Annotated in this window: 13 protein-coding genes; 5 read left to right on the forward strand and 8 right to left on the reverse strand. The window is 61.9% G+C overall.

From position 1 onward, the window contains the following. The first annotated feature begins 18 nt into the window (after nt 1-18). On the forward strand, nt 19-996 hold the full coding sequence (gene surE, locus AB4O40_RS07885; protein ID WP_056722398.1) for a 5'/3'-nucleotidase SurE: 978 nt from the start codon (nt 19-21) through the stop codon (nt 994-996). A gap of 225 nt (nt 997-1,221) precedes the next feature. Here the strand turns inward: surE and AB4O40_RS07890 are convergent, their stop codons facing one another. From AB4O40_RS07890 to AB4O40_RS07905, 4 genes are all read right to left on the reverse strand, one after another. Next, entirely contained in the window at nt 1,222-1,680 is a 459-nt protein-coding gene (locus tag AB4O40_RS07890) for an REP-associated tyrosine transposase (protein WP_150753069.1), read from the reverse strand. 269 nt (nt 1,681-1,949) lie between these two features. After that, a complete protein-coding gene (locus AB4O40_RS07895) occupies nt 1,950-3,065 on the reverse strand; it encodes a 3,4-dihydroxy-2-butanone-4-phosphate synthase (protein ID WP_056722402.1) in 1,116 nt (371 codons plus the stop codon). After that, complete coding sequence (locus tag AB4O40_RS07900; protein WP_460055124.1) at nt 3,062-3,988, reverse strand: alpha/beta hydrolase; 927 nt, start codon at nt 3,986-3,988, stop codon at nt 3,062-3,064. The genes AB4O40_RS07895 and AB4O40_RS07900 overlap by 4 nt, the downstream gene beginning before the upstream one ends. After that, on the reverse strand, nt 3,975-4,814 hold the full coding sequence (locus AB4O40_RS07905; RefSeq protein WP_056722406.1) for an SDR family NAD(P)-dependent oxidoreductase: 840 nt from the start codon (nt 4,812-4,814) through the stop codon (nt 3,975-3,977). The genes AB4O40_RS07900 and AB4O40_RS07905 overlap by 14 nt, the downstream gene beginning before the upstream one ends. A 146-nt stretch (nt 4,815-4,960) precedes the next feature. Between AB4O40_RS07905 and AB4O40_RS07910 the strand changes: the two genes are divergently transcribed. From AB4O40_RS07910 to AB4O40_RS07925, 4 genes are all read left to right on the forward strand, one after another. Continuing rightward, nucleotides 4,961-6,004 (forward strand): Rieske 2Fe-2S domain-containing protein, encoded by a 1,044-nt coding sequence (locus AB4O40_RS07910; RefSeq protein ID WP_056722408.1) that lies wholly within the window; start codon nt 4,961-4,963, stop codon nt 6,002-6,004. A gap of 136 nt (nt 6,005-6,140) precedes the next feature. Next, entirely contained in the window at nt 6,141-7,271 is a 1,131-nt protein-coding gene (locus tag AB4O40_RS07915) for a helix-turn-helix transcriptional regulator (protein ID WP_056722410.1), read from the forward strand. A gap of 87 nt (nt 7,272-7,358) precedes the next feature. Then, nucleotides 7,359-7,907 (forward strand): ADP compounds hydrolase NudE, encoded by a 549-nt coding sequence (nudE, locus tag AB4O40_RS07920; protein ID WP_056722412.1) that lies wholly within the window; start codon nt 7,359-7,361, stop codon nt 7,905-7,907. A gap of 203 nt (nt 7,908-8,110) precedes the next feature. Next, nucleotides 8,111-8,278: a hypothetical protein gene (locus AB4O40_RS07925; protein WP_177336459.1), complete on the forward strand. Its 168-nt coding sequence runs from the start codon at nt 8,111-8,113 to the stop codon at nt 8,276-8,278. Nucleotides 8,279-8,343: 65 nt separating this feature from the next. Here AB4O40_RS07925 and dmpG read toward each other — a convergent pair whose 3' ends face one another. Genes dmpG through AB4O40_RS07945 form a run of 4 tightly spaced genes read right to left on the reverse strand, consistent with a single transcriptional unit; the run spans nt 8,344 to nt 11,950 of the window. Continuing rightward, nucleotides 8,344-9,378: a 4-hydroxy-2-oxovalerate aldolase gene (gene dmpG, locus AB4O40_RS07930; protein WP_056722414.1), complete on the reverse strand. Its 1,035-nt coding sequence runs from the start codon at nt 9,376-9,378 to the stop codon at nt 8,344-8,346. Nucleotides 9,379-9,391: 13 nt separating this feature from the next. Then, nucleotides 9,392-10,300 (reverse strand): acetaldehyde dehydrogenase (acetylating), encoded by a 909-nt coding sequence (locus AB4O40_RS07935; protein ID WP_056722416.1) that lies wholly within the window; start codon nt 10,298-10,300, stop codon nt 9,392-9,394. Between the two features lie 19 nt (nt 10,301-10,319). Further along, a complete protein-coding gene (locus tag AB4O40_RS07940) occupies nt 10,320-11,111 on the reverse strand; it encodes a fumarylacetoacetate hydrolase family protein (RefSeq protein WP_223541596.1) in 792 nt (263 codons plus the stop codon). Beyond that, a complete protein-coding gene (locus AB4O40_RS07945; protein ID WP_223541597.1) occupies nt 11,108-11,950 on the reverse strand; it encodes an alpha/beta fold hydrolase in 843 nt (280 codons plus the stop codon). Before AB4O40_RS07945 ends, AB4O40_RS07940 begins: the two co-directional genes overlap by 4 nt. Between the last annotated feature and the right edge of the window lie 45 nt (nt 11,951-11,995).

Genomic DNA, 11,995 nt, shown 5'->3' on the forward strand with positions numbered 1-11,995 from the left:
TTTCACGGAAGACTGCTCATGAATAAACTCCTCACCGGCGTCATCGCAATGGCCAGCGTTGGCCTGTCGATGCACGCCAATGCCCTGAACATCCTGCTGACCAACGACGACGGTTGCCGCGCACCCGGTATCGATGCGATGTACCGCGCCCTGACCGCCGCCGGGCACAAGGTCACCCTGGTCGGCCCATTGAACGACAGCAGCGGCATCAGCGCCGCCAGCGTGGTCGTGCCCGGCCAGGCCCTGGCGGTGACCGAACTGGCGCCGGGCAAATTTTGCGTCGGGCCGCCGGAGGGCTACACCCCGCCTGCCGGCAAGACCTCTGCCATCGGCACGCCAGTGGATGCGGTCAACGTCGGCCTCGATGTGATCCTCAAGGATTCGCCGCCAGACCTGGTGGTATCCGGCACCAACTTCGGCGAAAACGTCGGCCCGTTGACGCAGATGTCCGGCACCCTGAACGCTGCGGTACGCGCGATGTTCAAAGGTGTTCCGGCAGTAGCGGTGTCAACGGCCATCGACATGGACCTGATCATCCGCGACCAGCAGGCCGGCTACCGCAAAACCCTTGGCGCCATGGACGACACGGCGCGGTTTGCCGTGAAGGTCATTGAACAGGCGAGCCTGGCCGGTACCGAAGCTAAACAGGCCTGCACCAAGAACAAACATCAGTGTGATTTGAACGTGCTCGGCCTGCCGGGTATCAGCGGCTTGAACCTCAACTACCCGCCCCTGAAACCCGAAGAAGTCAAAGGCGTGAGCTTTGCCCCGATCGGCAACTGGGATCGGGTGAACTTCACCTCACAGCGCGGCGCCGACGGCGTGGTCCACGTCAACCTGGCCCCACCGTCGACACCAACCGACGCCCAGCAAAAGGCCGATGCCTATCAACTGTGGCAAGGCCACGCGGTGATCACCGTGATCGACGGCAACATGACCGCGCCGCAGGCGATGCAAGATCAGGCGAAGAAGATGTTGCGCGGGATCAAGCCTTAAGCCAATGCAGATGGGGTGTACGCAACTTCTGTGAACCACCCAAATCACTGTGGGAGCGAGCTTGCTCGCGATGAGGCCAGCACATTCAAAATAGATGTCGACTGACACTCCGCCATCGCGAGCAAGCTCGCTCCCACAGGGTTAGCGGGTGTACGCAATATCTGCGAACAACCAAATTCACTGTGGGAGCGAGCTTGCTCGCGATTGAGGCAACACGGTTCCAGATCAAACCCAGATCGCATCCCACAACGGATAGTCACCAAGCTTCTCAACCAACCCAGCCCGCAACGGGTTGGCGACGACATATCGAGCAAGCTTCACCAGGTCTTCATCCCGCCGCAGTGCCCGATCGTGATAGCCCTGCTGCCAAAGACTGCCTTTACGTCCGACGGACATGTTCACGGCCCGCGTACTCAATGATTTGGTTTTTTGCATCAGCTGACTGAGTGAGCACTGCTGCAACTCGATCAACCAATGAAAATGATCGGGCATGACAACCCAGGCTAACGAGTTCGCCCAATATTGTTCCTGTGCATATTGAAATTGCTTGACGACCAGCCTGCCCAGACCGAAATCCTTGAAAACCGGTTCTCGGTCCAGCGTGTTGCTCGTCAGCAGGTAAATCCTGTTGGGTTCAGGATAGCGGCCTGTGCGCAGGCGATGTGAGGCGGGTAAATCCGGCATTCCTTTGCCCTCTCCATGGTGAATTCAGGAGGAAGGCTAGACCGGTGGATGCTTGAGCGTTGGGTCAGCTTTTGACTGGATGTGACCAATCGATAGCTATCGCGAGCAAGCTCGCTCCCACAATGATTTCGGCTGCTCGCAGATATTGCATACACCCATTAACCCTGTGGGAGCGAGCTTGCTCGCGATGGGGCCGGCCCATTCAACATCAATGTCGCCTGACAGACCGCCATCGCGAGCAAGCTCGCTCCCACAGGTTTGTGTTTGCTTCAGTTTGCCGGTTGAAACGGCACGAACTCCGTCACTTCCAGATCAAACCCGGAAACAGCGGTGTACGGCACCGGCGAGCTCATCAGGCGCATTTTGCGCACGTTCTGGTCGCGCAGGATCTGCGCGCCGATGCCCAGGGTCCGTTGCGGAAACTGTGGTGCCCGGTGCTTGCCTCCACTGCGCTGACGCAGTTGTTCGAGCACGCCCTCGGCGGATTCCTTTTGCGCCAGCAGCACCAGCACACCGCTACCGGCCGCCGCGATACCGGCCAGCGAACGCTCCAGGGTCCACTGTTGCGGCCCGCCTGCGCTTTCACACCCCAGTACGTCACGCAACGTCTCGATGCTTTGCACCCGCACCAGCACCGGTTGCGTGCTGTCGATCCGGCCCTTGACCAACGCCATGTGCAACGAGCCCTGGTAGGTGTCCTGATAGGTGGTCACCTGGAACTCGCCGTGGCGGGTTTGCAACGGATATTCGCCGCCGCGTTCGATCGTGCCTTCATGCAGGATGCGATAGTGAATCAGGTCGGCAATGGTGCCGATCCGCAAGCCATGGCGTTGGGCGAAGTCATGTAGCTCGGCACCACGGGCCAGTTCGCCGTCCTCGTTGAGGATGCCCACCAGGGTTGCCGCCGGTTGCAGCCCCGCCAGTCGCGTCAGGTCGCAAGCGGCCTCGACATGGCCGGCCCGCTGCATCACGCCACCGGGCAAGGCTTGCACCGGGAAGATATGCCCCGGTTGCACCAGGTCCGTCGGAACGCTGGCCGGGTCGACCGCCACCTGGATCGACCGCGCCCGGTCCGCTGCCGAGATGCCCGTGGACACTCCGGTGGCGGCTTCGATCGAGCGGGTAAAACCCACGCCATGTTGCGCCCGGGAGTTGGGCACCATCAGGTCCAGGCCCAGTGCGCGGCAGCGCTGCTCGGTCAGGGCCAGGCAAATCAGCCCGCGTGCCTGCACCGCCATGAAGGTGACAGCCTCGGCCCCGGCCTGTTCGGCGGCCATCAGCAACGAGCCTTCGCCGTTGTGTTCATCGTCGGTGATCACCACCATCCGACCGGCTCCGATGGCCTCGATCAGTTGCGGCACCGTGTTGAAAGCCAGGTCGTTCATTTGAGTGCCCCGCGCAGGTCGGTCGCCGCATCGGACAAAGCCTGTGCCGCCCCTTCGACGAATGCCGCCATGCTGATAAAGCCGTGGATCATGCCGTCACAACGCTGTACGCGCACAGGTACGCCGGCCTCGCGCAAGCACTCGGCCATTGCCTCGCCTTCATCGCGCAACGGATCGAATTCGGCGGTAATCAGGGTCGTTGGCGGCAATCCCGCCAGGCTCTCGGCGCGCAACGGCGAGGCCAATGGGTCCTCCGCCTGCCCGACGTCTTGCAGGTACTGCTGCCAGAACCAGCGCATCATCCCGGCGGAAAGCAGATAGCTCTGGGCAAAGTCTTCGAAGGACTGACTGTCGCAACCGGCGTCAGTGACCGGATAAAACAGGCACTGATAACTGATCTTCGGCCCCTGGCGTCGTGCCGCCAACTGACTGACCGCCAGCGCCAGATTGCCCCCGGCGCTGTCCCCGGCCACAGCCAGCCTGCTGCCATCGACGCGCAGTTCAGCCGCGTGTTCGACCAGCCAGCAGGTGGCCGCATAACAATCGAGCGGTGCAGCCGGGAACTTGCTTTCCGGCGCCAGTCGGTAGGCGACTGACACCACCACCGCCTCGGTCTGGCGGGCCAGCGAGCGGCAGAGATTGTCGTGGGTATCGAGGTTGCCCATGACAAATCCGCCGCCATGGAAAAACACCAGCAATGGCAGGTCGCTCTCTTCCGATGGCCGGTACAGCCGTGCGTCCAGTTCACCGTCCGCGCCGGCCACCCGCAGGTCGCACACCTCGCTCATCGGTTCGCCGGGGATGGCCGGCAGCAGGTTGTCGGAGAACTGCCGGTACTGAGCGGCATCGATATGACTGAAATCGGGCTCCGGGATGTCGCGAAACTGCTGGAGTACTCCAGCGATCTGCTTATCGAGCGGCATGGGCATCGTCCTCTACGTCAGTCATTTGAAACTGCGGATTGGTTTCTCCCAGGATGCTTTGCAGACGGCGTTCAAGGGCCGGTTTGAAACTCTTGTGGGGCAGGATCCAGAAACGCTTTTGCGCGACGGCGGCGAACACTTGCGCGGCCAGTTCCGCCGGGGTCATGCCCTGGCGAACGGTGCTGTCGAGCAGTTGACTGAAGTCGGACCCGGCGGTGCCCACTTCCTGGTTCGACGCCATGATTTCACTGGCCACCGGCCCCGGACACAGCACCGACACCGACACCGGCGCACCGATCATGGCGAGTTCGTAATGCAGGGTTTCCGAGAGCGCGACCACCGCCTGCTTGGTCACGTTGTACGGCGCCATCAGCGGGCTGCTGACCAGCCCTGCAAGGGATGCCGTGTTGATCACATGGGCTGCCCGGCCCTGACTGAGCAGCAGCGGCACAAAGCTGCGAATGCCGTTGATCACGCCGTTGAGGTTGACGTCGAGCATGCGCTGCCATTGCGCCTCGGTGATTTCCCAGCTGAAGCCGGTTTGCATCACCCCGGCGTTGTTGAACAGCAGGTCGACCCCGCCAAAGTGCTCGACAGCCCGGTCACGCAAGCGCTCGACCTGCGTTACATCACCGACATCGGTGACGCAGGCAATCGCCTGCACACCGCTGGATTTCAATTCCTCGCACAGGGCTTGCAGGCCCGCCGCATCCCGATCCGCCAGCACCAGGCGCATGCCCAGCGACGCCGCGTGTTCGGCCAGGCCACGGCCAATACCACTGGCGGCCCCGGTAATCACCGCTACCGGCCCTTGTTCATTACTCATCGCCAACTCCTGCCATGGGTCTAATGGCGCCAGTAGAGCGGGCCTACTTAAAGCAGCCATCGTCCATTCAGACGATGCCCGCTTTTACAGGGGCGGCAGAATCCGTTACATGCGCCAAACCCGTGATCCCTTGGGAGAATAATAAGATGAGTACCCTGCACCGCATCGAAGCCAAACTGCTGGAAGACCGCTACGCCCGTGGCTGGCATTGCCTGGGCCTGGCCGCGCAATACCGCGACGGCAAGGCCCACCGCCTGGAGGTGTTCGGCACCCGTCTGGTGGCGTTCCAGGGTGAAGACGGCGATCTGCATATTCTTGATGGCTACTGCCCGCACATGGGCGCCGACCTGAGCACCGGTTGCGTTGAAGGCAACTCGATCCGCTGCCCCTTCCACGCCTGGCGCTGGGGCGCCGATGGCGTGTGCGATGACATCCCTTATGCCAAGCGCATCCCGCCACGGGCCAGGATCAAGAGCTGGCCGATCATGGAAGAGAACCAACTGCTGTTCGTCTGGAACGACCCCGAAGGCAACCCGCCGCTGCCGGAACAACGCATTCCGCGCATCGACGCCTGCTACAGCGACGAATGGGCGGAGTGGGAAGTCGCCGAACTGCAGATTGGCACCAACTGCCGCGAACTGATCGACAACATCGCCGACATGGCGCACTTCGGCACCGTCCATGGCGCGCCGGTCGACGAGTTCATCAACATTTTCCAGGGCCACCTGGCCACCCAGATCATGCGCGCCCGCAGTGAGCGCCTGTCCGGCGATAGCGTGCTGACCACCGAAGCCACCTATTTCGGCCCGGCCTATCAGATCACCGAAATGAACGGCGCCATGAACGGCCAGCCAATCCATTCGATCCTGCTCAACTGTCACGTGCCGATTGACCTCGACAGCTTCACCCTGCGCTATGGCGTGCTGGTGAAGAAGATCCCGGGGCTCAGCGAAGAGCAGAACCAGGCAATGGCCAAGGCCTACGTGGCGCAAGCGCAGGCAGCCTTCTACGAAGACGTGGCCATCTGGCACAGCAAGACCCGCGTCGACAACCCGCTGCTGTGTGACGGCGACGGTCCGGTCTATCAGTTGCGCCGTTGGTACGAGCAGTTCTACACCGACGTCCAGGCGCTGTCGGCGGACGTTGCCGAACACAAGAAGTTTGTCGTGCGCGCCAGCGAACGGGTCTGACATCAGCGGCTTTTCTCCCGCCCCGGGCCTGAGCGGCAGCCGCCGGTCAGGCCCTGAGCCCGAGCGTTGCAAGGAGTCGATACCGGCGCTTATTCTCGGCCACCGCCAACGCTAATAATAAAAACGGTTTTTCCCCATGCAGCAGAGCCTCAGCCTCGATACGTTCAGTGATTTGCTCGGCAACCTCTATCAGGGGCCGCTGGAAACCATTCCCTGGGCGACTTTTCTCAACCAGCTCAATGTGCATCTGAACAGCAAGTACGTGACCTTCATCCTGCGTCCGCCCAGCGCCCATGTGGATGGCCTGATGGTCAACACCACCGGTACCTCGACCGAGGCGACCGCGTCGTATAACAAGCACTTTTTCAGCCTCGATCCGTTTGTCGACCTGCCCAACCGCCAGGTCGTGACCCTCGCCGAGTTCGTCTCCAACGACGACTGGCAGAACTCCGAGTTCTACAAGAACTTCCTTGAACCGGTGGACGTGTTCCACATCCTCGGTGCCGACATCAACACTGTCGACGGCGCCCAGTGCCGCATTCGCATCAGTCGCGGGCGTGACGACAAGCCTTTCGGCAATGAAGAAAAGGCCATGCTCACGCATTTCATCCCGCACCTGGAACGCTCGATCAAGATCCACATGCAACTCAACCGTATCGAAGCCGAGCGCAACCTGTACGCCGGCGCGGTGAACCAGATGGCGGTCGGCACGATCATCCTCGACGAGTCCGGCAAGGTGCTGCAGACCAACCAGGTTGCCGACCGGCTGATCCAGGAAAAGGACGGCATCAAACTGGTCAACGATGGCCTGCAGGTCGGTACCGCCCGGGACACCCAGGAGTTCCGCCGACTGGTCAAGCAGTCGCTGCTGTCGCAAAAGAGCGGCAATCCATCAGTGGTTGAGGCCCTGCGCGTACAGCGACCGTCCGGCAAAGCGGATCTGGGGATCATCGTGCGCTCGGTGCCCTTGAGCGACTGGAGCGAAGGCAAGCAGTGCCCCACCGTGGTGATTTTCATCAGCGACCCGGAGCAGCAGTCCACCGCGCCCCAGGATATAGTCCGCGCACTGTTCGACTTCACCCCGGCGGAAACCCAGCTTGCCATGTTATTGGCGAACGGCTTGACCCTCGATGAAGCCTCGGAAGAGCTGGGCATCAGCCGCAACACCTCCCGGGCGCACCTGCGCTCGACCTTCTCCAAGACCGGCGTGACCCGCCAGACCATGCTGGTGCGCCTGATCCTGCGCAGCGTGGCGACCCTCGGCTGACCCTCATTGCTGCCCTCGTCCGCTCGGACGATGGCGGCTCCCGTTGTACAGCGCACAGTGTCTTTATCCCAAACAGGGGACTGCCCCATGCGCAACTGCCCAACCATCCTCAAGACTGAACTGCTGGCGCAAAGCGGCCACTTTCAGATCGAAGCCCTGCACCTGCAATTCAGCAACGGCCAGCAGCGGGTCTACGAACGCCTGCGCGGCACCGGTTATCGCTCGGTGATGCTGGTGGCGATGCCCGATCCTGCGCATGTGCTGCTGGTGCGTGAATACGCGGTCGGTGTGGAAAAAACCATCCTCGGCCTGCCCAAGGGTGGCGCCGAGCCCGACGAAGACTATCTGCAGGCGGCGCAGCGCGAGCTCAGCGAAGAAGTCGGCATGCGCGCCGCCCGCCTCACCGAGTTGGGCGAGCTGACACTGGCACCGGGGCATTTGTGCCATCGCTACCGGGTGGTACTGGCCGAACAACTGAGCCCCTGCCAACTGCAAGGTGACGAACCCGAACCCCTGGAATGCCTGCGTGTACCCCTGGCACAGATTCCCGAACTGGTGGCCCGTGGCGACCTGCATGAAGCCCGGGCGATTGCGGCGCTGTTCATGGCCATGGGCGCCATAGCACGCCGTGGCTGATGCTCAATTTTTTGTAGGAGCTGCCGCAGGCTGCGATCTCTTGACCTTGCTCTAAAAATCAAAAGATCGCAGCCTCGTTGCACTCGGCAGCTCCTACAGGGGATTTTGGCCAGGCACAGATCCCTAGTCCATTCGGACGAAGCCGCTCGCCCTCCACCGCCATAACCTGTCTCTACAACAATAAAACCGTGTCGAGACCCATCATGCGCAAATCTACTTGTGCTCTGTTCATCATCCTCTGTGCGGGTGCTTCCACCAGTCTGTGCCAGCTGTTCAAGAACGAAGCCTACCGACCGACCACCGCCTACTTCAGCTGTTCGAGCACGGCGATCAATTGCTATCCGCCCGTGGTGCGCAATCTGCTGCCTTGAACACGGTTTCCACCGGCCATAAAAAAACCACCGAATCATCGGTGGTTTTTTCGTTGCCGCAATAATCAGGTCGGCAGTACACCCCTGGCCCGCGACAGGGTCAGCGCCAGGTCTTCGATCATGTCTTCCTGACCACCTACGGTTCCGCGCCGCCCCAGTTCCACCAGCAGCTCGCGAGCAGCAATCCCGTACTTCTGCTCGGCGCGCTTGGCGAACAACAGGAACGAGCTGTAGACCCCGGCGTAACCCAGCGTCAGTGCGTCGCGGTCGAGGCGGATCGGCTGGTCCATCATCGGCACCACCAGGTCTTCGGCCACGTCCATGATCTTGTACAGATCCACGCCGCTATTGACGCCCATCCGCTCCAGCACCGCGACGAACACTTCCAGCGGCGTATTGCCCGCCCCCGCGCCAAGGCCCGCGACCGAGCCGTCGATGCGCGCGGCACCGGCCTCGATGGCGGCCAGGGAGTTAGCGATGGCCATGCCCATGTTGTGATGGCCGTGGAAACCGACTTCGGTCCCGGCGTTCAGGCCGGCACGCAGGGCCCCGATTTTTTGTGTGACTTCATCGGGCAGCATGTAGCCGGCCGAGTCGGTGCAGTAGATGCAGTTGGCACCGTAGCTCTCCATCAGGCGCGCCTGCTCCAGCAACTTCTCCGGGCTGACCATGTGCGCCATCATCAGGAAGCCGACGGTGTCCAGGCCCATCTTCGCCGACATGCCGATGTGCTGGCCGGACACGTCCGCCTCGGTGCAGTGGGTGGCGACACGAATGGTCGACACGCCGTGTTCATGGGCCATCTTCAGGTGATCGAGGGTACCGATCCCCGGCAGCAACAGGGCCGAGACCTTGGCCTGTTTCATCTGCGGGATCACCGCGGAGAAATACTCCTCGTCGCTGTGAGCCGGGAAGCCATAGTTCAGCGACGCACCGCCCAGGCCATCGCCGTGGGTGATTTCGATCAGCGGCACACCGGCCGCATCGAGACCGGTGGCCACCGAAACCATTTGCTCAATACTGATCTGGTGCTGTTTGGCGTGCATGCCGTCGCGCAGGCTCATGTCGTGCAGACGGACGCTCTTACCTTGCAAATTCATCGGGATTCTCCACTCAACGGACGGGCAGTTGCAGGGTGCCCTTGTGGGCTTCTTCGGCGAACATCTCGGCCGTGCGCAATCCGGCGGCGGTCATGATGTCGAGGTTGCCGGCGGACTTGGGCAGGAAATCGCCGAGGCCTTCGACCTCGATGAAAATCGACACCTTTCGCCCATCGAACACCGGCCCGTTAATCAGCTTGTAGCCGGGCACATAGCGCTGCACTTCGCGGACCATCTCCAGCACCGAGGTGCGGATCGCGTCCTGGTTCGGTTCGTCATCGGTCAGGCAGTGTATGGTGTCGCGCATCATCAACGGCGGCTCGGCCGGGTTGATCACGATGATCGCCTTGCCGCGTCGGGCGCCGCCGATCTTCTCCACCGCACCGGCCGTGGTGCGGGTGAACTCGTCGATGTTCTGCCGCGTGCCCGGGCCGACCGAACCGGAAGAGACCGTCGCGACGATTTCGCCGTAGCTCACCGGCTGCACCCGCGACACCGCCGCCACCATCGGGATGGTCGCCTGACCACCGCAGGTGACCATGTTGACGTTCATCGCCAGGCTCGACGCGTGCTCCTTGAGGTTGACCGGCGGCACGCAGTACGGGCCGATGGCTGCTGGCGTGAGGTCGATCATGATCACGCCCAGTTCATTGAGCTTGCGGCTGTTCTCCGCATGCACGTAGGCCGAGGTGGCATCGAAGGCGATGCGAATGTCATCGTCGAGGACGTGGGGCAGCAAGCCGTCGACACCGCCGGCGGTGGTTTTGATGCCCATTTCCCGAGCACGTTTCAGGCCCTCGGATTCAGGGTCGACACCCACCATCCACACCGGCTCGATCCATTGCGATCGGCACATTTTCATCAGCAGATCGGTGCCGATATTGCCCGGGCCGATAATGGCCGCTCTGAGTTTTTTGCTCATTAGGTTAAAACTCCAAAAGTCAGGCGCAGAAAGACACCCGGGCACTGCCCAGGCCATCAATGGTCAGTTCAAAACGGTCACCGGCACGGGCTGGTTCCAGCGGTACCAGAGAACCGGACAGGATGATTTCCCCGGCCTTGAACGGAATGCCGAAGGCACCCAGGGTGTTGGCCAGCCAGGCCACGGCGGTCAGCGGATTGCCTTGCACCGCCGAACCCAGGCCTTCGCTCAGGGGCTCACCGTTCTTGAACACGCGCATGCGCAAATTCGGCAGGTCCAGCTCGCGCGGGTCGACCTTGCTGTCGCCCAGCACGAATACGCCGCAGGAGGCGTTGTCAGCGACCGTGTCCTGGATGCGGATGCGCCAGTCATGTATCCGCGAGTCGACGATCTCGAAGCACGGCATCACATACTCGGTGGCGGCCAGCACCTCGGCTTCGGTGATGCCGGGGCCGATCAGATCATGCTTGAGCTTGAAGGCGATCTCGCCCTCGGCACGGGGCTGGATCAGTTTGTTGGCGGACAGGGAAATTTGCGCGTCGTCATCGAATGACATCTGCCGCGTGATGAAGCCGAAATCCGGCTGATGCACGTTGAGCATTTGCTGCACCGCCGCCGAGGTCACGCCGATTTTCTTGCCGACGATCTGGTCACCGGCCGCCACCCGACGCTCTATCGCGTACAGGGAAATGTGATAGGCGTCTTCGATGCTGATCGACGGCCAACGCTCGGTCAGCGGCGCCAGGGTGGAGCCGCTGAGCAGCGCCTGATAAAGCTCTTCGCCGAACTCACGGCGCAATTGCACGCTCATCCGCGGGCCTCCTGAAGAAACGCCAGGCACTGGCGGTTGAACAAGTCACGGTGCTCGACCTGGACCCAATGCCCGCACTCGCTGAGCATCATGAAACGGATGCCGGTGCAGTTTTCAAGCATGGTCTGGGCACCGGAGGACGGGCAGAACTTGTCGTTCATGCCCCAGAAACCGAGGATCGGGCACTGCAATTCACCCAGGCGCGACGTCATGTTCGGCACCTGCATGGTCGACAGCACACACACCGGTTGCTGTTGCACCACCGCCACCCGTTCGTTGACCGTTTCGTCGCTGATCAGGCTTTCATCGAACAGTTGCAGGGCCAGCAGGCGACGCATGCCCGCCGCGTCGTTCAGCTCACCTTTGGCGAAGGCCGCACCCATTTTCTGGATGCCTTCCATCTGCAGGTAATACTGTTCCTTTTCCATCAGGCCACCGGGCGCCATCAGCACCAGACGGCTGACACGCTGCGGTTGGTCGAGGGCCAGTTTGATCGCGATCGCGCCGCCCAATGAGTTGCCGATGAGCGCGCAACGCTGGATATCCAGGGCGTCGAGCAAGCCGCTCAGGGCCGCGACGAAGAAGTCCAGGGTGTAAAGGGTGTCAGGCTTGTCCGAAGCGCCGTAGCCCGGCAGATCCGGGACGATCACCCGGTAACCGGCCTCGGCGAACACCGGGTAGTTCTGCTTGAAGTTGCTGTGACCGCTGGCGCCCGGCCCGCTGCCATGGATGAAAATCACCGGCTCGCCGTTGCCGGTGTCTTGCCCGCCGATATCTTTATAGTGCAGCTGCAAACCATCCGGCAGCGTAACGAAGTGCCCTTGCGCTGAAGCGCCCATAAGGTGTCCTCCCGGCCTGTTGTTGTAGCGGGATTATTCCGAGGG

This window comes from Pseudomonas sp. S2_F07 (assembly GCF_054668325.1).

Bases quoted from the DNA above. Each gene is read 5' to 3' on its own strand.
- surE (WP_056722398.1), top strand. From the start codon at position 19: ATGAATAAACTCCTCACCGGCGTCATCGCAATGGCCAGCGTTGGCCTG.
- AB4O40_RS07890 (WP_150753069.1), bottom strand. From the start codon at position 1,680: ATGCCGGATTTACCCGCCTCACATCGCCTGCGCACAGGCCGCTATCCT.
- AB4O40_RS07895 (WP_056722402.1), bottom strand. From the start codon at position 3,065: ATGAACGACCTGGCTTTCAACACGGTGCCGCAACTGATCGAGGCCATC.
- AB4O40_RS07900 (WP_460055124.1), bottom strand. From the start codon at position 3,988: ATGCCGCTCGATAAGCAGATCGCTGGAGTACTCCAGCAGTTTCGCGAC.
- AB4O40_RS07905 (WP_056722406.1), bottom strand. From the start codon at position 4,814: ATGAGTAATGAACAAGGGCCGGTAGCGGTGATTACCGGGGCCGCCAGT.
- AB4O40_RS07910 (WP_056722408.1), top strand. From the start codon at position 4,961: ATGAGTACCCTGCACCGCATCGAAGCCAAACTGCTGGAAGACCGCTAC.
- AB4O40_RS07915 (WP_056722410.1), top strand. From the start codon at position 6,141: ATGCAGCAGAGCCTCAGCCTCGATACGTTCAGTGATTTGCTCGGCAAC.
- nudE (WP_056722412.1), top strand. From the start codon at position 7,359: ATGCGCAACTGCCCAACCATCCTCAAGACTGAACTGCTGGCGCAAAGC.
- AB4O40_RS07925 (WP_177336459.1), top strand. From the start codon at position 8,111: ATGCGCAAATCTACTTGTGCTCTGTTCATCATCCTCTGTGCGGGTGCT.
- dmpG (WP_056722414.1), bottom strand. From the start codon at position 9,378: ATGAATTTGCAAGGTAAGAGCGTCCGTCTGCACGACATGAGCCTGCGC.
- AB4O40_RS07935 (WP_056722416.1), bottom strand. From the start codon at position 10,300: ATGAGCAAAAAACTCAGAGCGGCCATTATCGGCCCGGGCAATATCGGC.
- AB4O40_RS07940 (WP_223541596.1), bottom strand. From the start codon at position 11,111: ATGAGCGTGCAATTGCGCCGTGAGTTCGGCGAAGAGCTTTATCAGGCG.
- AB4O40_RS07945 (WP_223541597.1), bottom strand. From the start codon at position 11,950: ATGGGCGCTTCAGCGCAAGGGCACTTCGTTACGCTGCCGGATGGTTTG.